Source organism: Stenotrophomonas maltophilia (assembly GCF_002799155.1).
Classification (GTDB): domain Bacteria; phylum Pseudomonadota; class Gammaproteobacteria; order Xanthomonadales; family Xanthomonadaceae; genus Stenotrophomonas; species Stenotrophomonas maltophilia_R.
The window spans coordinates 2,277,850-2,300,146 of the sequence record NZ_NERD01000002.1; the positions used below are offsets into that span (position 1 = coordinate 2,277,850).

Annotated in this window: 22 protein-coding genes; 13 read left to right on the forward strand and 9 right to left on the reverse strand. The window is 67.7% G+C overall.

Translation table 11 applies throughout. From position 1 onward, the window contains the following. Nucleotides 1-38: 38 nt before the first annotated feature. From epmA to ligA, 3 genes are read right to left on the reverse strand one after another with little or no spacing between them, the layout of a single operon-like run. Nucleotides 39-995 carry an EF-P lysine aminoacylase EpmA gene (epmA, locus tag B9Y82_RS11210; RefSeq protein WP_100473287.1) on the reverse strand — a complete coding sequence of 319 codons (957 nt, stop codon included), beginning with the start codon at nt 993-995 and terminating at the stop codon, nt 39-41. Further along, a complete protein-coding gene (locus B9Y82_RS11215) occupies nt 992-1,477 on the reverse strand; it encodes a GNAT family N-acetyltransferase (protein WP_014037728.1) in 486 nt (161 codons plus the stop codon). Before B9Y82_RS11215 ends, epmA begins: the two co-directional genes overlap by 4 nt. Before the next feature lie 49 nt (nt 1,478-1,526). Beyond that, on the reverse strand, nt 1,527-3,998 hold the full coding sequence (gene ligA / locus B9Y82_RS11220; RefSeq protein ID WP_202908152.1) for an NAD-dependent DNA ligase LigA: 2,472 nt from the start codon (nt 3,996-3,998) through the stop codon (nt 1,527-1,529). 164 nt (nt 3,999-4,162) lie between these two features. On the opposite strand from ligA, the gene B9Y82_RS11225 reads away from it, so the two are divergent. After that, nucleotides 4,163-5,287, forward strand: coding sequence for a pyridoxal phosphate-dependent aminotransferase (locus B9Y82_RS11225; RefSeq protein ID WP_100473289.1), 1,125 nt, complete (start codon nt 4,163-4,165; stop codon nt 5,285-5,287). A gap of 141 nt (nt 5,288-5,428) precedes the next feature. On the opposite strand, the gene zipA is transcribed toward B9Y82_RS11225, so the two are convergent. From zipA to rpsF, 5 genes are all read right to left on the reverse strand, one after another. Beyond that, a complete protein-coding gene (zipA, locus tag B9Y82_RS11230) occupies nt 5,429-6,166 on the reverse strand; it encodes a cell division protein ZipA (RefSeq protein WP_006376490.1) in 738 nt (245 codons plus the stop codon). Between the two features lie 46 nt (nt 6,167-6,212). Next, nucleotides 6,213-9,716, reverse strand: a complete 3,504-nt coding sequence (gene smc / locus B9Y82_RS11235) for a chromosome segregation protein SMC (protein WP_100473290.1) — start codon at nt 9,714-9,716, stop codon at nt 6,213-6,215. Nucleotides 9,717-9,975: 259 nt separating this feature from the next. Beyond that, nucleotides 9,976-10,425, reverse strand: a complete 450-nt coding sequence (gene rplI, locus B9Y82_RS11240; protein ID WP_014647660.1) for a 50S ribosomal protein L9 — start codon at nt 10,423-10,425, stop codon at nt 9,976-9,978. A 105-nt stretch (nt 10,426-10,530) separates the two neighbouring features. Next, nucleotides 10,531-10,761, reverse strand: a complete 231-nt coding sequence (gene rpsR, locus B9Y82_RS11245; RefSeq protein ID WP_002804494.1) for a 30S ribosomal protein S18 — start codon at nt 10,759-10,761, stop codon at nt 10,531-10,533. A gap of 11 nt (nt 10,762-10,772) precedes the next feature. Next, nucleotides 10,773-11,210 (reverse strand): 30S ribosomal protein S6, encoded by a 438-nt coding sequence (gene rpsF, locus B9Y82_RS11250; RefSeq protein ID WP_049445625.1) that lies wholly within the window; start codon nt 11,208-11,210, stop codon nt 10,773-10,775. A gap of 368 nt (nt 11,211-11,578) precedes the next feature. On the opposite strand from rpsF, the gene B9Y82_RS11255 reads away from it, so the two are divergent. Next, a complete protein-coding gene (locus tag B9Y82_RS11255) occupies nt 11,579-11,812 on the forward strand; it encodes a hypothetical protein (RefSeq protein ID WP_100473291.1) in 234 nt (77 codons plus the stop codon). Between the two features lie 86 nt (nt 11,813-11,898). Here the strand turns inward: B9Y82_RS11255 and B9Y82_RS11260 are convergent, their stop codons facing one another. After that, nucleotides 11,899-12,237, reverse strand: a complete 339-nt coding sequence (locus B9Y82_RS11260) for a HesB/IscA family protein (protein ID WP_006452998.1) — start codon at nt 12,235-12,237, stop codon at nt 11,899-11,901. A 128-nt stretch (nt 12,238-12,365) separates the two neighbouring features. On the opposite strand from B9Y82_RS11260, the gene asnS reads away from it, so the two are divergent. The 11 genes from asnS to B9Y82_RS11315 all read left to right on the forward strand — a co-directional run bounded on the left by asnS (nt 12,366) and on the right by B9Y82_RS11315 (nt 22,290). Continuing rightward, a complete protein-coding gene (gene asnS, locus B9Y82_RS11265) occupies nt 12,366-13,760 on the forward strand; it encodes an asparagine--tRNA ligase (protein ID WP_100473292.1) in 1,395 nt (464 codons plus the stop codon). Between the two features lie 30 nt (nt 13,761-13,790). After that, the gene (locus B9Y82_RS11270; protein WP_005417403.1) at nt 13,791-14,090 is read left to right on the forward strand and encodes a hypothetical protein; all 300 of its coding nucleotides are present in this window, start codon (nt 13,791-13,793) and stop codon (nt 14,088-14,090) included. A gap of 7 nt (nt 14,091-14,097) precedes the next feature. After that, entirely contained in the window at nt 14,098-14,412 is a 315-nt protein-coding gene (locus B9Y82_RS11275; protein WP_014037738.1) for a hypothetical protein, read from the forward strand. A 7-nt stretch (nt 14,413-14,419) separates the two neighbouring features. Next, entirely contained in the window at nt 14,420-15,061 is a 642-nt protein-coding gene (locus B9Y82_RS11280) for an FMN-binding negative transcriptional regulator (RefSeq protein ID WP_100473293.1), read from the forward strand. 72 nt (nt 15,062-15,133) lie between these two features. Beyond that, nucleotides 15,134-15,796, forward strand: coding sequence for a carbonate dehydratase (gene can / locus B9Y82_RS11285; RefSeq protein ID WP_100473294.1), 663 nt, complete (start codon nt 15,134-15,136; stop codon nt 15,794-15,796). A 19-nt stretch (nt 15,797-15,815) separates the two neighbouring features. Beyond that, nucleotides 15,816-16,337: a 3-hydroxyanthranilate 3,4-dioxygenase gene (locus B9Y82_RS11290; protein WP_049442510.1), complete on the forward strand. Its 522-nt coding sequence runs from the start codon at nt 15,816-15,818 to the stop codon at nt 16,335-16,337. A gap of 165 nt (nt 16,338-16,502) precedes the next feature. Next, nucleotides 16,503-17,777: a kynureninase gene (gene kynU / locus B9Y82_RS11295; protein WP_100473295.1), complete on the forward strand. Its 1,275-nt coding sequence runs from the start codon at nt 16,503-16,505 to the stop codon at nt 17,775-17,777. 31 nt (nt 17,778-17,808) lie between these two features. Further along, the gene (locus B9Y82_RS11300; protein ID WP_100473296.1) at nt 17,809-19,176 is read left to right on the forward strand and encodes an FAD-dependent oxidoreductase; all 1,368 of its coding nucleotides are present in this window, start codon (nt 17,809-17,811) and stop codon (nt 19,174-19,176) included. Next, nucleotides 19,176-20,615, forward strand: coding sequence for an exodeoxyribonuclease I (gene sbcB, locus B9Y82_RS11305; RefSeq protein ID WP_100473297.1), 1,440 nt, complete (start codon nt 19,176-19,178; stop codon nt 20,613-20,615). The genes B9Y82_RS11300 and sbcB overlap by 1 nt, the downstream gene beginning before the upstream one ends. Continuing rightward, nucleotides 20,612-21,298 (forward strand): DUF2461 domain-containing protein, encoded by a 687-nt coding sequence (locus B9Y82_RS11310; protein WP_032127674.1) that lies wholly within the window; start codon nt 20,612-20,614, stop codon nt 21,296-21,298. The genes sbcB and B9Y82_RS11310 overlap by 4 nt, the downstream gene beginning before the upstream one ends. Further along, nucleotides 21,298-22,290 (forward strand): aldo/keto reductase, encoded by a 993-nt coding sequence (locus B9Y82_RS11315; RefSeq protein ID WP_100473298.1) that lies wholly within the window; start codon nt 21,298-21,300, stop codon nt 22,288-22,290. Before B9Y82_RS11310 ends, B9Y82_RS11315 begins: the two co-directional genes overlap by 1 nt. The last annotated feature ends 7 nt before the right edge of the window (nt 22,291-22,297 follow it).

Genomic DNA, 22,297 nt, shown 5'->3' on the forward strand with positions numbered 1-22,297 from the left:
CGTTCAGTCTTCAATGTTCAGGAACGTGCGCGCCACGCTCACGCGCGGGCAAAGTCGTAGGCCAGCACGTCGGCGATCCGCGGCGTGCGGTTCATCGCCATCAACAGCCGATCAATACCCACCGCCACGCCGGCACAGGCAGGCATCGATGGCAACGCCGACAACAATGCCTCGTCCACGGCCGGCTGCACCTGGCCGCGCTCGTGGCGGCGCTGCAGATCACGCTGGAATCGCATGCGCTGTTCGTGCGCGTCGTTCAGTTCGTGATAGCCGTTGGCCAGTTCCACCGCGCCCAGATACAACTCGAAACGCTCCGCCAGCGGCGGCGTGCCGGCACGGATGCGTGCCAACGCGGCTTGGCTGGCGGGCCAATCGTGGACCACGGTCATGACCGCGTCATCGAAATGCGGCTGGATATGATGGGTCATCAGCAGATCCAGCCAATCGTCGCGGGTCAGCCCGACGGGATCGACATGCACGTCACCGAGCGCGGCACGCAGCGCGGCCTGGTCGGCCTCGAACGGATCCACGCCCACGTACTGCTGGAACAGCTCGCGGTAACCGAGCACACGCAGCGTCGCACTGCGCCCGACCAGGGCCAGTGCCTGTCCGACCAGCTCGGCGGTTTCCCCTACCAACCGATGATGGTCCCAGCCGACCCGGTACCACTCCAGCATGGTGAATTCCGGGTTGTGGCGACCACCAGCCTCGCCGTTGCGGAACACGCGGCCCAGTTCGTAGCAATCGCCAACACCGGCAGCAAGCAGTCGCTTGAGCGGATACTCCGGCGAGGTGCGCAACCAGCGGCGGCGCCCGCCCGCGTCGACGTGGCCAGTGAAATCGGTATGGAAGCTGTCGATGTTCGGCTCGGTGTTGCCCGCCACCGACAGGATCGGCGTTTCCACCTCCAGCACATTGCGCTCGGCGAAGAAGCGGCGCACCAGCGCATTGAGCGCGGCTCGCTGCCGCAGCGCGTGCAGCAGGGCCTCGCTCACAGGATGCCCTCCGGGCGCGGATGGTCCAGCGGCAGGGTCAGCAGATCGCGGGTATCGTCGATGTAGCCGCTGGCCAGGTACAGGCGCCGGGCCAGTTCGTTGTGGTGGTTCACTTCCAGGCGCAGGCGGCTGACGCCACGCCCACGAGCGCGCTGTTCGCAGATGGCCAGCGCCTGCTTGCCGCGGCCGCGGCCGCGCGCGCGATGGCTCAGGTACAGCTCGTCCAGCAGCATGAAGTGGCCGCCCTGCTCCAGGCTGAAGCCCATCGCGATCACTGCGTAGCCAACCACCTCGCCCGCCTCGTCCAGCCACAGCAGCACTTCGCCGTTGCGCGGATCGGCCAGCAGCGCGTCCACGCCGCGACGCACGCGCGCGTCATCGAAGTCGATCCTGTCTTCGGCGTAGAACTCACGCATCAGCTCGATCAACAGTTCTTCGTCGGCACGGGTGGCCAGGCGGAAATCCAGCGGGGCGGTCTGCATCGGTATTCCTTTGTGCTTCATGCCGGGCGCGAGGCACCCGGCGGGGTCATCATTCGTGCTGGGCGAGATAGGCCAGCAGGCGGTCTTCGTCCCATACCGGCACGCCCAGCGATTGCGCCTTGTCCAGCTTGGAACCGGCCTCGGTACCGGCCACCACGAAGCTGGTCTTCTTCGACACGCTGCCGGAGACCTTGGCACCCAGTGCTTCCAGGCGCTCCTTGGCTGCATCGCGGGTCAGCTGGGCCAGGGTGCCGGTCAGCACCACGGTCTGCCCATCCAGCGGGCCAGCCACGATCTCGGCCATCGCCGGCGCCTTGGCCAGGATCTGCTGCATCGCCTTCTCGGCCGCCAGCAGCATCGCGCCATGACCTTCGGCATCCAGCCACTCGGCCAGACCGCGCGCGGTGTCGTCCGGCAGGCCCGCGTTGACGAACTGGCCATGTTCGGCATCCAGCACCGCCTGAGCGCCCGGCAACGCCGCCACCAGCTTCTCCGCACGCAGGCGGGTGATGCCAGGGATCTCCGATTCAACCAGCAGCTGTGCCAGATCCAGCCCCTCGCGCAGCTTGGCACTGGGCGCATGCACGTCGCTGATGCGCACCTGGCCGACCTGCAGCAGATCATCGATGGCCTGCTGGTTGCCCTGCTGTTCGAAGAAGTGGCCGAGCGAGCGCGCCACTTCGCCACCGATGTCCGGCACGCGCTTGAACAGCGGCCACGGCAGGTGGCGGATCAGCTCCAGGTCACCGAACCACTGCGCCAGCGCCTTGGCCGTGCTCTCGCCCACGTGCTCGATGCCAAGCGCGAACAGCAGGCGCTCCAGCGTGGCAGCGCGACTGGCGTCGATGGCCGCGATCAGGTTGTCAGCCCACTTGGTGGCGATCTTCTTCGTGTTCCATTCGAAGCCGGCCGGCTGCGCCAGCGCCTGCGCGCGCCACGCCGGATCGTTGCCATCCAGCTTGAGCACCGCATTGAGCACCGCGCCGCTCCCCTCTGCCGGCAGGTGCAGCTTCAACGCGGCGGCCAGTGCGGAAGGGTCCTCGGCATCCAGCACCAGTTTCAGGTGCAGCAGCTGGTCGCGGTTGAGCCGGTACAGGTCGGCCACGCTCCTGACGATGCCGGCGTCGACCAGCGTTTCGATGTACCTGTCGCCGAGGCCGTCGATATCCATCGCACGACGCGAAGCGAAATGGGCAATGGCCTCCTTGCGCTGCGCCGGGCAGGACAGTTCGCCCGAACAGCGCCACGCGGCGGCACCTTCCTCGCGCACGATTTCCGAGCCGCACACCGGGCACTGCATCGGCATCTGCCAGGGCGCCGTGCCTTGCGGACGGCGGTCGAGGATGACGCTGACCACTTCCGGAATCACGTCACCAGCACGCCGCACGATCACGCTGTCACCGACGCGCACATCCAGACGCGCGATCTGGTCAGCGTTGTGCAGGGTGGCGTTGGACACGATCACGCCAGCCACGGCCACCGGCGCCAGGCGGGCGACCGGCGTGGCGGCACCGGTGCGGCCGATCTGGATCTCGATCGCTTCCACCGTGGTGCTCTGTTCCTGTGCCGGGAACTTGTGCGCGATGGCCCAGCGCGGCGCACGCGAAACAAAGCCCATGGCCTGCTGGCCGGCGCGGTCATCCAGCTTGTAGACCACGCCATCGATGTCGAACGGCAGGCCATCGCGGCGCTCGCCGATGTCACGGTAGTAGCCGAGCAGGCCGCCGGTGCCTTCCACCACCTTGCACAGCTCACTGACCGGGAAGCCCCAGGCACCGAGCTGGGCCAGCGTGCCCGAATGGGTGTCCGGCAGCTCGCCGCCCTGCACTTCGCCGGTGCCGTAGGCGAAGAAACTCAGCCTGCGCTGCGCACTGATCTTTGGATCAAGCTGGCGCAGCGAACCGGCGGCCGCGTTGCGCGGGTTGGCCAGCACCTTGCCCCCCTGCCGGCGCGCGCGTTCGTTGTAGGCCTCGAAGTCGGCGCGGGCCATGTAGACCTCGCCACGCACCTCCAGCACGTCCGGCCAGTCCTTGCCGTGCAGGCGCTTGGGAACATCGTTGATCTCACGCAGGTTGGCGGTCACGTCCTCGCCGGTGCTGCCATCACCACGGGTCGCGCCGAGTACGAAATGACCGTCCTCGTAGCGCAGGCTGATCGCCAGGCCATCCATTTTCGGTTCGGCCGAGAACCGCAGGCTGCGACGACCCAGGCGCTCATCGATGCGGCGCACGAAATCGGCCACTTCCTCATCGCTGAAGGCATTGGACAGCGACAGCATCGGCACCGCGTGGCGCACCTCGGGGAAGCGGCCGGACGGACGTGCACCGACCTGCTGAGTCGGGCTGTCGGCACGGGCCAGTTCCGGGTGCTCGCGCTCCAGCGTTTCCAGCTCGCGCACCATCCGGTCGTAGTCGACGTCGGGGATCTCCGGCGCATCCAGCTCGTGGTAGGCGCGGTTGGCCTGGGCGATCTGCCGGCGGAGTTCGTCGGCGCGTTCGGCGGGGCTGGGGCTCATCGGGATCCGGTGGTTCTGGGATGGCCGGGGATTCTACCGCGCCCGGCCGTCAGGCCCTGTAACGCCGCTGCGTTCATAGCGTCGAGCCATGCTCGACTCCACAGAAGGCGGGCTTGCCGCCCACCTCCACCGGCGCTAGCGTGCGACGTTCGCCCTTCGGAATACTGCCCGTGACCCTGCCTGCCTCCCGTCGACGCTTCCTGCAACTGGCCGGTGCCGGCCTCGCCGTCGCCGGCAGCGGGCTGCCGCGGCTCGGCCATGCCCAGCCCGCGACAGCCGCGGCCCCCGCCCCTGCCGAAGGCGCAGTACTGCTGAACTTCAACGAATGCCCATATGGCCCCTCGCCCGCAGCCCAACAGGCAGCGCGCGACAGCATCGCAAGCTGTGGCCGTTACCGCTTCGAGCTGGCGGGCAGGGTGCGCGACGCCTTCATCGAGCAGGCCGGCATTCCGGCCGACCATGTACGCCTCTACCCTGGTTCCAGTGAACCGCTGAACCGTGCCGCCACGCTGTGGACCGGCCCGCAGGCGGGGCTGGTGGTGGCCGACCCGACCTTCGAGACGCTCGGCGAGGTCGCCGCCGCGCACGCTGCGCACGTGCAGAAAGTGCCACTGCGCGGCGACGGCGCGCATGACCTGCGCGCGATGGTCGCTGCCGCGCACCGGCGCCCGACCGGGTTGCTGTATGTGTGCAACCCGAACAACCCGACCGGCTCGATCAGCCCACCGGATGAGCTTGCCTGGCTGCTGGCCCACAAGCCCGCCTCCACCCGCGTGCTGGTCGACGAGGCCTACCTGCAGTACAGCGAACAGCCCAGCCTGATCACGCAGGTGACGCAGCGCGACGATCTGATCGTGCTGCGTACGTTCTCCAAGCTCTACGGCATGGCCGGCCTGCGCCTGGGCGTGGCGGCCGCCCATCCCGACCGTCTGCGCGAACTGGCGAGCCTGGGCGACAACCCGCTGCCGGTGCCGGCACTGGCCGCTGCACTGGCCAGCCTGCGCGATCCGCAGTTGATTCCGCAGCGCCGCCTGCAGAATGCCAAGGTGCGGCAGGCAACCATCGCATGGCTCGGCAAGCGTGGTTTCAGCTGCGTGCCGTCGGAAGCGAACTGCTTCGTGGTCGACGTGCAACGCGACGGCAGCGCGTTCGCCAAGGCGATGGCGGAGAACGGTGTAGTGATCGGACGCAGCTGGCCGATCTGGCCACAGCGCGTGCGCGTAACCGTCGGCACCGAGGACGAGATGGCCGCGTTCCGCCGCGCGTTCGCCAAGGTGGCCGGCGTACCGGCCTGACCCTGTTGGTGGGGGCGAACCTTGGTTCGCCCCATCCACGCATGGCGTGGACCTACTGTTGTGGGTGCCAACCGTTGGTCGGGGTGGGTGCCAACCGTTGGTCGGGGTGGGTGCCGACCGTTGGTCGGCACACCATGGCGCTTACCAGCGCGGGGTCTTGGTCAGCGGCGGCGCCTGGTGCTGGCGGTCATAGGCGCGCAGCTCGTCACGGATGTGCGCGATGCGCTGGCGGCCCAGGGCATTGCGGCTGTCATCCAGCACCACGCCGTCGAGCAGTTCGGCCATGCGCTGCACGGTCGGCAGCATCTTCTCCCAGGCGTCCAGCGCGGTCAGCGGTGCCGGCAGGGTCAGGAAGAAGGCGATGGCCGGGGTCTCCATGGCGCGGATGTTGGCCATGTCGAAGCTGCCCGGCTTCATGATGCTGGCCATCGAGAAGATCGGGCCGCGCTCGGGGTGACCTTCCACCAGGCGGTGGAACACGTTCATGTGGCCGAACACCAGGCCGGTCTTCTCGGCCGCCACCACGATGTCTTCGCCACGCAGCTGTTCGCCGGCCCGGGCGGCCACGAACAGCGAGACAATCTTGTCGAAATCCTGGGTGGCGCGCTTGCCGAGATCGCTGGCGCCCGGGTCGGTTTCGCCCAGACCGAGTTCGGCCTGCTCGCCTTCCGTGCCCATGCCCGGTTCGACGCGGCCATCGGCCACGGCGACGCCGTCTTCGCCCAGTACCGGTTCGCGGCGCTCGCCGCTGGTCGGTTCCGCGCCTTCCACGCGGCGCCCCTGGGGCTTCTTTTTCGGACGGCCAAACAGGAAGATCGCGGCGATCAACAGCAGGCCGGCGGCCAGGATGCCGATGCGCAACAGTGCCGTGTCGGACATTCGATAGGTTCTCCGGCTAGTTCATTCAGGTAACTAGGATGGCACGTCAGGCCGCGCCCGCCAATCGCGCGGCTTCTTCCAGGTCCACGCTGACCAGGCGGCTGACACCCGGCTCGCGCATGGTGACGCCCGACAGCTGGTGCGCGGCCTCCATCGTCGCCTTGTTGTGGCTGACGAACAGGAACTGCACCTTCTCGCTCATTTCCTTGACCATGTTGGCCAGGCGGCCGACGTTGGCTTCGTCCAGCGGCGCGTCCACCTCGTCCAGCAGGCAGAACGGCGCGGGGTTCAGCTGGAAAATCGCGAACACCAGTGCCACTGCGGTCATCGCCTTCTCGCCGCCGGACAGCAGCGAGATGCTGGACACGCGCTTGCCCGGCGGGCGCGCCATGATGGTCACGCCGGTGTCGAGCAGGTCTTCGCCGGTCAGTTCCAGATAGGCGTGGCCGCCGCCGAACAAGCGCGGGTACAGCGCCTGCACGCCGGCGTTGACGCGGTCGAAGGTGTCCTTGAAGCGGCCGCGGGTCTCACGGTCGATCTTGCGGATGGCGTCTTCCAGGGTCTCCAGCGCGGTGGTCAGGTCCACGTGCTGCGAATCCAGGTAGTCCGAACGCTGCGAGGCCTCGCCGTACTCGTGGATGGCGGCCAGGTTGACCGGCTCCAGCCGGCGCATGCGGCCATCGATCTGGTGCACGGCCTGCTCCCAGTCACCCAGGCGGGCGTCCTCGGGCAGTGCGTTGAGCACGTCCTGCAGCACGAACCCGGCCTTCTCCACCGCGCCCTGCAGGGTGTCCGCGCTGAGCACCAGCGCCTGCTGGTCCAGCTTGCGCTGCGAAATGCGTTCGCGTTGGGCCAGCGCCTGTTCGTCGCGCTGGTGGCGGGTCTGTTCGTAATTGCGCAGCTCGGCGTCGATGCCGTCCAGCAACGTGCGCGCTTCGGTCAGCACGCGATCAGCCCGCACGCGCTCCTCCAGCGCATTCTGGTGCTCGGCCTGCAGCGATTCGACCGGCGAATCCCCTTCGTCCAGCTGTGAATGCAGCTCCTCCAGCCGCGAATCCAACTGCCCGCGCTGGGTATCCATGCGCTCCAGTGCCTGGCTCAGCGAGGCCAGCTGCGCACGCTGCGATTCCAGGGTCAGCGCCAGCGAATGCGAGCGCTCACGCACCGCGCGTGCGGCGTCGCGGGCCAGGTCGCGTGCCTCGGTCAGCTGGCGGCGCTCGCCCTCCAGCCGCTGCCGGGTCGATTCCAGGTCGCCCATGCTGCTGACCGCATTCTCCAACCGCGAGCGCGCCTCACGCGCCTGCTCGTTGTTGGCCTCGAGCGTTTCCTGCAGCTGCTTCAGTTCGCCCTCGATGCGGTCGATGCGCGTGCGTGCGGCCTCCACCTTGCCCTGCTGGCCCTGCAACTGGCCAGCGAGTTCGGACACCGCACGGTGGGCCTGGTACAGCGCACGCTGCGCGTCTTCGCGCTGCTGTTCGGCCGCCTGCAGCTGTTCGCGGAACCCGGACAGCTGCTCTTCCAGCTCGGCCTCGCGATCCTGCAGTTGCTCGATCTGCTCGCGCAGCTCATTGATCTCACGTTCGCGCAGCAGCGCGCCCTGCTGGGCCGCACCGGAGCGCGACACGCGCAGCCAGCCCTGGCCCAGGCGCTCGCCGCCCTGGGTGATGATCGAATCCCCCTCCGGGAGGCTGGCCTGGAGGGCCTTCGCCTCGGACAGATCCTTGGCGCCATGCAGGTGGGCCAGCAGGCGACGGATCGCCGCCGGGCCACGCACGCGCGCGGCCAGCGAGGTGGGTGCAACCTTGAACTCAGCCCCGGCGTTGGCGACCAGCGCAATGTGGCCGTCGCCGAGTTCGCCAAGGGCATCGACCAGGCTGGCCGGGTCATCGACCAGCACGCCTTCGATCAATTGGCCGAGCGCGCTTTCCACCGCGTTTTCCCAACCGGCATCAACGTCCAGGCGTTCGCCGACACGCGCCGCCGAATCCAGCCCGCGTGCCTTCAGCCACGCCACGGCCGCGCCCTGCTCCTGGCCGAGTGCAGCCTGCTGCAGGGTTTCCAGCGAGGCCAGGCGACCGCGCAGGCCATTGGCCTGCTTGCGCAGTTCGGCCAGCTCGTTCTGGCCATTGCGCTGCTGCTCCTGCACCGCCGCCACGCCCTGCTTGCGCAGCTCCACGTCTTCGCTCAATTCATCCAGCGCTGCCTTCTGCGTGTCGTGCTGCAGGTGCAGCTGCTCGAAGGCTTCTTCCAGCGCGTCCACGTCCAGCCCGGCGCGCTCGGCAGCCAGAGCCTCGCGACGGCGGTCGGCATCGAGGATCTGCTTGTCCAGGTAGTCCACGCGCGTGCGCTCGACGTCGCCGGCGCGCGAGGCCTCCGAACTCTGCGAGGTGTGCTGTTCCCAGCGCTGCTGCCAGCTGGCCAGCCGGTCCTCGGCCTCGCGCAGGCTTTCCTGCTTGATCTCGTTCTCTTCCTGCAGCGCTTCCAGCTGCGGGGTGGCCGCCTCGACCGCTTCCCGCAGCACCCTCAGCCTGGCCTCGTCGCCGCTGATGTGCTGGCCCAGGTCAGCCAGCGCCTGGCGGGTTTCATCGCGCGCCTTGTGCAGGCGCTGCGACAGCTCGCGCTGGTGCTGGATCTGCTGTTCCAGGCGCGCCAGCGTGCTGCCGACCTGGTAGACCGCGGCCTGCGCGGTATTGAGCGCATCGGCAGCCTCCTCGCGACGCGCGCGCGAGGTCTCGATGCGGGCCTCGGCGTCGCGCTGATCGGCAATCAGCTGCTGCAGCTTGGTCTCTTCCTGCGACAGCCCTTCGCGCAGCTTGGACAGGCGCCCGTCCAACCCGCGGAACTCCAGGGCCTTCCATTCGGCATCCTTGACCCGGCGTTCTTCCTGCAACGCCTGGTACTGCTCGGCCTGCTTGGCCTGGCGCTTGAGGTGTTCGAGCTGCTTGCTGATCTCGTCGCGCAGGTCGCCCAGCCGGTCCAGGTTCTCGCGGGTGTGGCGGATGCGGGTCTCGGTCTCCTTGCGGCGCTCCTTGTACTTGGAGATGCCGGCCGCCTCTTCCAGGTACACGCGCAGGTCTTCCGGGCGCGCCTCGATGATCTGGCTGATCATGCCCTGCTCGATGATCGAGTAGCTGCGCGGACCCAGGCCGGTGCCGAGGAACAGGTCGGTGATGTCGCGGCGGCGGCACTTGGTGCCGTTGAGGTAATAGTTGCTGGTGCCGTCGCGGCTGACCGTGCGCTTGACCGAGATTTCGTTGAACGAGGCGTACTCGCCGGAGATCGTATGGTCGGAGTTGTCGAAGATCAGCTCGACGGTGGCCTGCGAGACCGGCTTGCGGGCGTTGGAACCGGAGAAGATCACGTCGGTCAGCGAGTCGCCGCGCAGGCGGCTGGCCGAACTCTCGCCCATGACCCAGCGCACGGCGTCGATGATGTTCGACTTGCCGCAGCCATTGGGCCCCACCACGCCGGTCATGTTGGTCGGCAGGTGCAGGGTGGTCGGATCGACGAACGACTTGAAGCCGGACAGCTTGATCGTGGAAAGACGCATAGGGGTTCCGGACTGGGGCCGTCGAGCGGCCTGCGTTTACCCTCCAAGTCATTGATCCTGCTGGGATCGCTGGCCGTGGAACGGGTGTGACGCCCTGAGTATACCGATGTGGCCGTGTTCTACGAATGGGCGTGGAACATTGCCCGGCCGTGCCCCTCGGTCGGGCATGGCTCAACGCCACGAAACCCGGGCCGCAAAACAAAACGGGCACCCTTGCGGGCGCCCGTTCTGCGGTGATTCCAGGCCTTGCGGCGAGGGATCAGGCTTCGGCGACGACGACGACCTTGACGGTGGTCTCGACGTCGGCGTGCAGGTGGATCAGCACGTCGTACTCGCCGATGTTGCGGAAGGCGCCTTCGCCCAGGATGACTTCGCTCTTGCTGACCGGCAGGCCGGCGGCGGTGAAGGCATCGGCGATTTCGCGGGCGCCGACCGAGCCGTACAGCTTGCCTTCGGTCGAAGCGTTGGCCGGGATGGTCACGCTCGCGCCGTCCAGCTTGGCCTTGCGGGCGTCTGCATCGGCGTGGATGGCCTGGGCCTTGGCTTCGTATTCAGCGCGCTTGGCTTCGAACTCGGCCTTGTTGCTCTCGGTGGCCGGCACGGCCTTGCCCTGCGGCACGAGGAAGTTACGGCCGTAGCCCGGCTTCACGTCGACCAGGTCGCCCAGGTTGCCGAGGTTGGTGACTTTCTGCAGGAGGATCAGCTGCATGGTATTGCTCCAGATGAGTTATTCGTTAGCGAGGCGATGCCCCGCAACAAAGGCTGTCCGAATAGCTGGCACGGCAGGGGCGGCACCGGGCCGCCCCGCCGGGCATCAGACGTCGTGGTTGTCGGTGTACGGGATCAGGGCCAGGAAGCGAGCGCGCTTGACGGCGGTCGCCAGCTGACGCTGGTACTTCGACTTGGTACCGGTGACGCGGCTCGGCACGATCTTGCCGTTCTCGGTCAGGTACTGGCGCAGGGTGTTGAGATCCTTGTAGTCGATCTCCTTCACACCTTCAGCCGTGAACTTGCAGAACTTGCGGCGACGGAAGAACTTGGACATGGGAAGGCTCCTTAGGCGGCGGAAGCGGCGTCGTCGCCGGCTTCGTTGTCAGCGGTGGTGGTGGACTCGCCTTCTTCGTCGTCACGACGACGGCGCTCACCGCGCTCCGGCTTGTCACCCTTCTCGTCCTTGCTCTTCATGATCAGCGACTGCTCGGTGTCAGCCTCGTCACGCTTGATGACCAGGTTGCGCAGCACGGCGTCGTTGAAGCGGAAGCTTTCGGTCAGTTCGTTCAGCACGGCCTGGTCGGCTTCGATGTTCAGCAGCACGTAGTGCGCCTTCACCAGGTTCTGGATCGGGTACGCCAGCTGGCGGCGGCCCCAGTCTTCCAGGCGGTGGATGGTGCCGTTGCCGTTCTCGACCAGCGACTTGTAGCGCTCGATCATGGCCGGGACCTGCTCGCTCTGGTCCGGGTGGACCATGAACACGATTTCGTAATGACGACTCATGTTTTTTCTACCTTTCGGATGTGGCCTTGCGGCCGGACAGCCCCCCGCCGTTGAGACCGCGGTGGGGCAAGGATTCCCGCCAGGGAGGCAGGAAGCCGCGCATTATGGCGCAGATGGGGTGGCCGGGCAACCGGCCGGCCCCATGGGGCAACCTGAACCGGGGGCGCCGCTCCCATGCCCTCCCCCTGGGCCGACCAGGAACGGTCACCACCGGAGCCCCCGGCAGAACTCACGGCTCCGCCCGGCGTCACCCCAGGTCGACGTGATGGCGTTGCCGGCCGCATTCCGCGCACTGGAACGGGCAGCCAACCCTCGTCGGCAAGAGCGGTCGTTGCATCCGCACTTCCCTTCCGGGCTACATTCCGCCCATGAACCGCCTTTCGCGCCTCCGGCGCTGGAGCAACCGCGACGATGGACGCCTGATCCACGTGGGCAACGGCCCGCTCGGCATCCTTGAAATCCTGGGCTGCATGAGCCTGCTGGTAGCAATGCTGCTGCACCTGCTGCGGGAGACGATCGGCCTGTCGGGCCTATGGACGACAGCGAGCGTGATTCTGGGACTGGTACTGCTGGGACGGAACGCTTGGCGCGAGCGGCGATAGCGCCGGATCATGCCCCGCGTGCCGGCCAAGGACGGCACCTACCACATCAGACTCCGCCAGCACGGGCCATGCCCGGCAGCCGGCCCTCAGGCCTTGTCGGCGTCGGTGGTGAAGCTTTCGCCGCAGCCACATTCGGCAGTGGCGTTCGGGTTGCTGAACGTGAACGTCTCGCTCAGGCCGTGCTTGCCGAAGTCGATCACGGTGCCGTCCACCAGCGCCAGGCTCTTGGCGTCGACGTAGATCTTCACGCCGTCCTGGTCGAACACGGTATCGCCCTCGCGCTCGTCGCGGGCCAGGTCGGTGACGTGGCCCCAACCGGAGCAGCCGGTCTTGGTCACGCCGAAACGCAGGCCCAGCGCGCCGGGGGTCTGGGCGACGAAGCGCTGCACGCGCTCAAAGGCAATGGGGGTCAGGCTGACGGCCATGGGGCTACTCCAGAGGTACGGGGACATTATAAGGAGCCGTTGCCACGAAAAATGCCTCGCAAGCAGAACGCTGCAACCGGTAAACTCCCGTGTTCACAGATCGAGTCGATCAGCAGAGGATTCAAGTCATGACGGTGGTCAGCGTTGAACATGCGCTTGCCGGGAAGATCCCGGAAGGCGGCGAAGTCACGGTACGCGGATGGGTGCGCACGGTGCGCGGTTCAGCGAATCTGGCCTTCGTGAATGTGAGCGACGGCTCCTGCTTCGCCCCGATCCAGGTAGTGGCCAATGACAACCTGGCCAACTTCGACGAGATCAAGCGCCTGACCAGCGGCTGCTCGGTCATCGCCACCGGCACGCTGGTGAAGTCGCAGGGCAAGGGCCAGTCGTTCGAGATCCAGGCCAGCGCACTGGACGTGGTCGGCTGGGTCGAAGACCCGCTGACCTACCCGATCCAGCCCAAGCCGATGTCGCCGGAGTTCCTGCGCGAAGTGGCGCACCTGCGCCCGCGCACCAACCTGTTCGGCGCGGTCACCCGCATCCGCAACTGCCTGGCCCAGGCGGTGCACCGCTTCTTCCACGAGAACGGCTTCAACTGGATCAGCACCCCGATCATCACCACCTCCGACGCCGAAGGCGCCGGCCAGATGTTCCGTGTGTCCACCCTGGACATGGTGAACCTGCCGCGTGACGAGAAGGGCGCGATCGATTTCAGCCGCGACTTCTTCGGCAAGGAAACCTTCCTGACCGTGTCCGGCCAGCTGAACGTCGAGGCCTACTGCCTGGCGCTGAGCAAGGTCTACACCTTCGGCCCGACCTTCCGCGCCGAGAACAGCCACACCACCCGCCACCTGGCGGAGTTCTGGATGATCGAGCCGGAAATCGCCTTCGCCGACCTGGCCGAAGATGCGCGCCTGGCCGAAGAGTTCCTGAAGTACCTGTTCCGCGCGGTGCTGAACGAGCGCGGCGACGACCTGGCCTTCATCGCCGAGCGCGTGGACAAGAACGCGATCACCAAGCTGGAAGACTTCATCAACGCGCCGTTCGAGCGCATCGACTACACCGATGCAGTCAGCCTGCTGCAGAAGTCCGGCAAGAAGTTCGACTTCCCGGTCGAATGGGGCCTGGACCTGCAGACCGAGCACGAGCGCTGGCTGACCGAGGAACACGTCGGCCGCCCGGTGGTGGTGACCAACTATCCGGAGCACATCAAGGCGTTCTATATGCGCCTGAACGACGACGGCAGGACCGTCGCCGCGATGGACGTGCTGGCCCCGGGCATCGGCGAGATCATCGGTGGCAGCCAGCGCGAAGAGCGCCTGGACGTGCTGGACGCGCGCATGGCCCAGTTCGGCCTGGACCGTGAGCACTACAGCTGGTATCGCGACTTCCGCCGCTATGGTTCGGTGCCGCACGCCGGCTTCGGCCTCGGCTTCGAACGCCTGGTGGTGTACGTCTGCGGGCTCTCCAACATCCGCGATGCGATCCCCTACCCGCGCGCCCCGGGCAGCGCGGACTTCTAAGCCCCACACGACCACGGAGGTACCGCTCCCATGACCCTGTTCTTCGCCCTCTGTTTCGTCGGCGTTGCAGTGGCCGGGTTCAGTGCCTTCGTGATCTTCTGGCCGCTGACCCTGGTGCACGTGCGCGACCGCCATCCGGCGCTCGCCGAGCGCTTCGGCAGCGGCGCCTTCCTAAAGCCCGATGCCCTGGCCTGGCTGCTGCGCCGTGACTATCGCCAGCAGCCGGACCGCTCACTGTCCGGGCTGGCGACGCCGGCCTGGGTATCGCTGCTGACCCTGCTGGCCGGACTGGGCATGGCCGCCCTGCTCTGGCTGGCCTCGCTCTGGTAATACCTCCATGAATGACATCTCCGCCTCGCGCGACAGCTGGTGGCTGGCCAGCCTCGGCAACACCCTGATCTGGGCGCGCCTGCGCGTGCGCCCGGCCGGCACCGCCGAGGTGCTCGACAGCGACGGCAACACGCTGAGCTATGACAGCGAAGACACCGCCCGTTCGCAGCTGTTCGACGCCGAGTTCGTCGAGTACGACGGCCTGGACGAGGAAGACGCGCTGGTGCGCGGTTTCAGCCTGCACGAAGTACAGCCGCCGCAGGCCGACAGTGACGAGGGCCTGCGCGGCCGCATGATCCAGTCGCTGGGCGGGCGCGCCTGACCCTCGCATGTTCACCCCACGCGCCTTCGCCGAGACCGACCTGCGCTGGCTGGACCGCCTGCTGGCGCGCGATCCATTCGTCACCGTGCTCACCGCCGGCGACGATGGCCTGCCGGAGCTGACCCGGATGCCGGTGCTGTACCGGCGTGATGGCGAGCGTATCGAGCTGCGCGGGCACTGGGCCCGCGCCAATCCGCAGTCGCGCCACAGCGGCGCGGCCAAGGTGCTGGTCGACGGCCCCCACGGTTACGTCTCGGCCAGCTGGTATCCGGACAAGGAGCCCGCCGCGCGGGTGCCGACCTGGAACTACGCCACTGCCGAGCTGCGTGGCCAGCTGCAGACCTTCGACGATACCGATGCACTGGCCGAACTGGTCGGCGCGATCAGCGACCGATTCGAAGCCAGCGTAGGCCAGGCCTGGAAGTTCGATGCTTCGCGCGCCGAACATGGTCCGGAGCTGCGCGCCATCGTCGGTTTCCGCTTCCAGGTCGAACAGGTGCAGCTGAAGCTGAAACTCAGCCAGAACCACCCGGAAGCCAACCAGCAGGCGGTGATCGCCGCACTGGAAGCGCTGGCCACGCCCTCCTCCCAGGAACTGGCGCAGTGGATGCGCTGGCACCGCGACCCGGCCGCCCTGCAGGGCGACTGAACACCACAGATTCCCGCGACGACGCAGCCGGACGGCTGCGGCGAGCCCCCACCCGACGCCAGGGACCCGAACATGAAAGACATCCACAAGCTGCTGCAGAACAACCGCGACTGGGCCGACCGGATCGAGAAGGAAGACCCCGAGTTCTTCCACCAGCTCGCCAAGCAGCAGCACCCCGAGTACCTGTGGATCGGCTGTTCCGATTCGCGCGTGCCGGCCAACCAGATCATCGGCATGGCCCCGGGCGAAGTGTTCGTGCACCGCAACGTTGCCAACGTGGTCGCCCACACCGACCTGAACTGCCTGAGCGTGGTGCAGTACGCGGTGGACCAGCTGAAGGTCAAGCACATTCTGATCGTTGGCCACTATGGCTGCGGCGGCGTGCATGCCTGCCTGCACAACACCCGCGTTGGCCTGGCCGACAACTGGTTGCGCCACGTCGGTGACGTGATGCAGAAGCACACCGGCATCCTCGATGCGATCGAGACCAATGAGCTCAAGCACGCGCGCCTGTGCGAACTGAACGTGATCGAGCAGGTGGCCAACCTGTGCCGCTCGACCATCGTGCAGGACGCCTGGGCCCGCGGCCAGAAGCTGATGGTGCACGGCTGGGTCTACAGCCTGAAGGACGGACGCGTGCGCGAGATGGGCATCGACGTCGGTTCGCAGGAAGAGCTGCAGCCGGCCTATGAAAAGGCCCTGTCCTACGTCCCGCGCAAGGGCAAGCGCGACTGATCCCCCACGGATGACCACCATGCTCGCTTCGCCGATCAACCTGCACGCCTGGATCGAAGAGAACCGCCACCTGCTGAAGCCGCCGGTGGGCAACAAGATGATCGACAACGGCGATTTCATCGTGATGGTGGTCGGCGGGCCAAACTCGCGTACCGACTACCACTACGACGAAGGCCCGGAGTGGTTCTACCAGCTCGAAGGCGAGATGGTGCTGAAGGTGCAGGAAGACGGCGCGGTGCGCGACATTCCGATCCGCGCCGGTGAGATCTTCCTGTTGCCGGCGAAGGTGCCGCACTCGCCGCGGCGCCCGCCCGGTGGTATCGGCCTGGTGGTCGAGCGCAAGCGCCTGCCGCATGAGATGGACGGCGTGATCTGGCACTGCGAGCGCTGCAACCACAAGCTGCACGAAGAGTTCTTCCCGCTGCAGAACATCGAAACCGACCTGCCCAAGGTATTCGCGCGCTACCACGCCAGCCTGGAACTGCGTACCTGCAGCCAGTGCGGGCACGTGGACCCGCTGCCGGCGCCCGCGGTGGGCTGAACCATCGAACGGTCGTCGCCCACCTGGGTGGGCGCCTGCTCGCACGTGCGCCAACCAAGGTTGGTGACCACCGGATCATGCAGTGCTGGTGTTGGGCTGGTGGCGGCTACCGGGCCATGCCCCAGGCGCTACACTGGCGGTCCCGTTGCAGCCTGTTGCCCGACCATGTCCGACCTGCTCAGCCGCACCCACGCCATCGCCCTGGACGCCGCCGATCCGCTGCGCCCGCTGCGCAATGAATTCCTGATTCCGCGCCACGGTGGCGGCGAGCAGACCTACTTCGTCGGCAACTCGCTGGGCCTGCAGCCGCGCGGCGCGCAGGCCGCCGTGCAGGAAGTGATGAAGCAGTGGGGCGAACTGGCCGTGGAAGGCCACTTCACCGGCCCGACGCAGTGGCTGTCCTACCACCGCCTGGTAAGCGCGCAGCTGGCACGCGTGGTCGGCGCGCTGCCCAGCGAAGTGGTGGCGATGAACACGCTGAGCGTGAACCTGCACCTGATGATGGTCAGCTTCTACCGGCCGACCACGCAGCGCCCGGTGATCCTGATGGAAGCCGGCGCGTTCCCGACCGATCGCCACGCGGTGGAAGCCCAGATCCGCTTCCATGGCTTCGACCCGGCCGAGTGCCTGGTGGAAGTGCAGCCGGACGAAGCCAACGGCACGATCTCGCTGAACGCCATCGAACGCGCCATCACCGAACACGGCCCGCGCCTGGCGCTGGTGCTGTGGCCCGGCGTGCAGTACCGCACCGGCCAGGCCTTCGATCTGGATGCGATCACCCGCGCCGCACGCCTGCAGGGCGCACGCATCGGCTTCGACCTGGCGCACTCGGTCGGCAACCTGCCGTTGCGCCTGCATGACGTGGCCCCGGATTTCGCCGTGTGGTGCCATTACAAGTACCTCAACAGCGGCCCGGGTGCAGTCGCTGGCGCCTTCGTGCACGAGCGCCACCACCGCGACACCAGCCTGCCGCGCTTCGCCGGCTGGTGGGGCCATGAGGAAGCCACCCGCTTCCAGATGGCGCCGCAGTTCACGCCGGCCATCGGCGCCGAAGGTTGGCAGCTGAGCAATCCGCCGATTCTCGGCCTGGCACCGCTGCGTGCCTCGCTGGACCTGTTCGAGCGTGCCGGCATGGAAGCGCTGCGCGGCAAATCGCTGGCGTTGACCGGCATGCTCGAAGCGCTGGTGCGCGCGCGCCTTCCGCAGGTGCTGGACATCATCACCCCGGCCGACCCGCAGCGCCGCGGCTGCCAGTTGTCGCTGCGCGTGATCGATGGCCGCGAGCGTGGCCGCGCACTGTTCGAGCACCTGCGCGGCATCGGCGTGCTGGGCGACTGGCGCGAGCCCGACGTGATCCGCATCTCGCCCACGCCGCTCTACAACCGCTACCTGGACGTGCACCACTTCGTCGAGGAAGTGGAAGCCTGGGCCGGCCTTTAGGCCGGCCCCTCCCCTACTGCTGGACAGTTCGTTGATCGCACATGCTTCCCGCTCGTTGAGCATTATCGGCGCCGGCCTGGCCGGGTCCCTGCTGGCCATCCTGCTGTCACGGCAAGGCTGGCGCATCACCCTGTACGAACGCCGCGGCGATCCGCGCGTGGCCGACTACGAGAGCGGCCGCTCGATCAACCTGGCGTTGGCCGAGCGCGGGCGCAATGCGCTGCGCCAGGCGGGCGTGGAGGACGAAGTGATGGCGCGGGCGGTGATGATGCGCGGCCGCATGGTGCACCCGCGCGACGGTGAACCGCAGCTGCAGCGCTATGGCCGCGACGACAGCGAAGTGATCTGGTCGATCCACCGCAGCGACCTGAACACCACGCTGCTGGAGCTGGCCGAACAGGCCGGCGCCACCGTGCACTTCCATCGCCGCCTGCACACCGTTGATTTCGATGCCGGCTACGCACGTTTCATCGATGACCGCGACGACAGCCCGCACGACATCCGCTTCGACACCCTGATCGGGGCAGACGGTGCCGGCTCGGCACTGCGCGCGGCGATGAACCGCCGTGCGCCGCTGGGGGAGGACATCGCCTTCCTCGACCACTCCTACAAGGAGCTGGAGATCCCGCCGGCCGCCGACGGCAGCTTCCGCATCGAGCGCAACGCGCTGCACATCTGGCCGCGCGGCCACTACATGTGCATCGCCCTGCCCAACCACGAAGGCACCTTCACCGTCACCCTGTTCCTGCCCAACCAGGGCGATCCCAGCTTCGCCACGGTCAACACCGGCGCGCAGGCCGAAGCGCTGTTCGCACGCGAGTTCGCCGACACCCTGCCGTTGATCCCGAACCTGCGCGCGGACTGGGAACAGCATCCGCCGGGCCTGCTCGGCACGCTCACCCTGGAGCGCTGGCATCAGCACGGCCGCGCCGTGCTGATCGGCGATGCCGCGCACGCCATGGTGCCGTTCCACGGCCAGGGCATGAACTGCGCGTTCGAGGACTGCGTTGCGCTGGCACGCCACCTGACGGAAGCAGATGATCTGGAAGGCGCGTTCGCCGCGTTCGAAGCCGAGCGCAAGCCGAATGCACGTGCCATCCAGCAGATGGCGCTGGAGAACTACCTGGAGATGCGCGACCGCGTCGCCGATCCCGCGTTCCTGCTGCAGCGCGAGCTGGAGCAGGAACTGCAGCGACGCTGGCCGACCCGTTTCGTACCGCATTACACGATGGTCACCTTCCTGCACACGCCCTACGCCGAGGCGCTGTGCCGCACCGAGCTGCAGCGCGACATGCTGGTGGCCGCCACCGCCGGCCACGATTCACTGGACAACATCGACTGGACCGCCCTGGAAGCGCAGATCCACGCGCAGCTGCCGGTCCTGGAGGGCGCGCACTGATGGCCGACAGCTTCCTGTTCTACGACCTGGAAACGTTCGGCCAGGACCCACGACGCACGCGCATCTCGCAATACGCCGCGATCCGTACCGACGCCGACCTGAACGAGATCGACACCCCGGTCAGCTTCTTCGTGCGCCCGGCCGATGACCTGCTGCCCTCGCCGATGGCCACCCTGGTCACCGGCATCACCCCGCAGCAGGCCCTGGCCGAGGGCATCAGCGAGGCCGAGGCCTTCGATCGCATCAACGAGCAGCTGTCGCGCCCCGGTACCTGCGCGCTGGGTTACAACACGCTGCGCTTCGACGATGAATTCGTCCGCTATGGGCTGTTCCGCAACTTCCACGACCCGTACGAACGCGAGTGGCGCAACGGCAATTCGCGCTGGGACCTGCTGGACATGCTGCGGCTGATGCGCGCGATGCGCCCGGACGGCATCCAGTGGCCGCTGCGCGAGGATGGCGCCACCTCGTTCAAGCTCGAGCACCTGGCCGAGGCCAACAACGTGCGCGAAGGCGATGCGCACGAAGCGCTGTCCGACGTACGCGCCACCATCGGCATGGCACGCCTGTTCAAGCAGTCGCAGCCACGCCTGTGGGACTACGCGCTGAAGCTGCGTGACAAACGCTTCGTCGGCGGCCTGCTGGACGTGGCCGCGATGAAGCCGGTGCTGCACATTTCCATGCGCTACCCGGCCAGCCGCCTGTGCGCGGCACCGGTACTGCCGCTGGCCGTGCACCCGACCATCAACAACCGGGTGATCGTGTTCGACCTGGAAGGCGGGATCGACGACCTGCTGGAACTGCCGGCCGAGGTGATCGCACAGCGCCTGTACATGCGCGCCAGCGAGCTGCCCGAAGGCGTGGCGCGGGTGCCGCTGAAGGAAGTGCACCTGAACAAGGTGCCGGCGCTGATCGCCTGGAACCACCTGCGCGCCGATGACCACGCGCGCCTCGGCCTGGACGTGGCCGCGATCGAGGCCAAGGTGGAACGCCTGCGCGCGTTCGCCCCACAGCTGGCCGAGAAGGCGCGACAGGTCTACAACCAGCCCCGCGCCGCCACCGTGGCCGACGTCGATGCCTCGCTGTACGACGGCTTCCTCGGCAATGGCGACAAGCCGCTGCTTGCGCTGGCACGCACCACCGCGCCGGAGCAGCTGGCCGCGCTGGAAGGCCGCTTCCGCGACCCGCGCCTGCCGGAACTGCTGTTCCGCTACCGCGCGCGCAACCACCCCGACAGCCTCGCACCGTCCGAACGCCAGCGCTGGCAGGAGTACCGCCGCCAGCGCCTGCTGGGAGACGGCGGGCTGGGCGAACTCAACCTGCCCCAGTACCAGCAGCAGCTCGATGCACTGGCCGCCGAAGCGCCCGACGACGCCCGGCGCCAGGCCCTGCTGCAATCGCTGCGCGACTGGGGCCAGCACCTGCAGGAGACGCTGTGAGCACCTACTTCTCGGACGCCAGTTTCAAGTTCCTGCGCAGCCTGGCGCGGCACAACGACAAGGCCTGGTTCAACGACCACCGCCAGCAGTATGAAGACCACGTGCGGCAGCCGTTCCTGCGCCTGCTGGGCGACCTGCAACCGGCACTGGCCGAGGTCAGCGACCATTTCCGCGCCGATACGCGCGGCGTCGGCGGCTCGCTGTTCCGCATCCATCGCGACGCGCGCTTCTCCAACGACAAGTCACCGTACAAGACCTGGCAGGGCGCGCGCCTGTTCCATGAGCGCCGCCGCGAAGTGGCCGCGCCTTCGTTCTACGTGCACCTGCAGCCCGGCGAGAGCTTCGTCGGTGCCGGCCTGTGGCATCCGGAGCCGGAAACCCAGCGTCGCGTGCGCCACTTCATCCTCGACAACCCGGGCAGCTGGAAGGCCGCCGCGCATGCGCCGGCCCTGCGCAAGCGCTTCGATTTCGAGGAGAGCGAAAAGCTGGTGCGGCCACCCCGCGGCTTCCCGGCCGACTTCGAGTTCATCGACGACCTCAAGCACCGCAACTGGGTGATGTGGCGCTCGCTGGACGACGCCACCATGACCGGCCCGCGCCTGCTGTCCACGCTGGGCAAGGACCTGGCCGCGCTCGGTCCGTTCGTCGACTACCTGTGCGCTGCGCTGGATCTGGAGTTCTGATGTCGCCGGATCTTCCGCTGGCCCGCCAGCGGCGCGTGCTCGGCCGCACCGGCCTGGCCGTTTCACCGATCGGCCTGGGCTGCTCCGGCTTCTGGGGTCATCGCCGCTTCCCGGAGCCTGAGGCGGCTGCCGTGGTCGAGCATGCGCTCGCCCATGGCGTGAACCTGCTCGATACCGGCCACAACTACTCCGGCTTCCATGCCGAACCGCGCCTGGGCCGCATCCTGCGTCCGTTGCTGAAGCAGTACCCGCGCGACGCGCTGGTGGTCTCCAGCAAAGGCGGCACGCTCACCGGCCAGGCCGGCATCAGCGGTGCCGAGCAACGCAACTTCTCGCCCGCGGCCATCACCGCCAGCTGCGAGGCGTCGCTGCGCAACCTCGGCCTGGATCATCTGGACCTCTACCAGCTGCATGGCGCCAGCGAACACGACATCAACGATGACCTGCTGGCCGCGCTGCAACGCCTGCGCGAACGCGGCCTGGTCTGCCACACCGGCATCAACACCCACTCGGCATCGACCCTGCGCTGGATGATCGCCCATCCCGACGCGTTCGATGTGGTGCTTCTGGACTACAACGCCCTGCAGCAGGACCGCGAACCGCTGATCGACCAGCTGCAGGCGGTGGGCATTGGCGTGCTGGCCGGCACCGTGCTGGCGCAGGGCCACCTGCTGCCCGCCCGTCCGCGCCTGCCACGGCTGGCCGATGGCTGGTACCTGGCGCGCGCCTGGCTGAAACCCAGCAGCCGCCAGCTGATGCGCAGTGCCCGCCAGATGCGGCGCGCCATGGGCGCGATCCACAGCCAACGCCCGGTCCAGACCGCCTTCGCCTATGCGCTGGGCCATCCCGGCGTGGCCAGCGGCATCCTCGGTACCACCCGCACCCGCAGCCTCGACGAGGTGCTGGCGACGCGGCTGGAAGCACTGACCCCGGCCGAACGGCAACAGCTGGTCGATGCCTTCGGTGACGGCCGTGGTTCGCCCAGTCATTGAGTCTTCA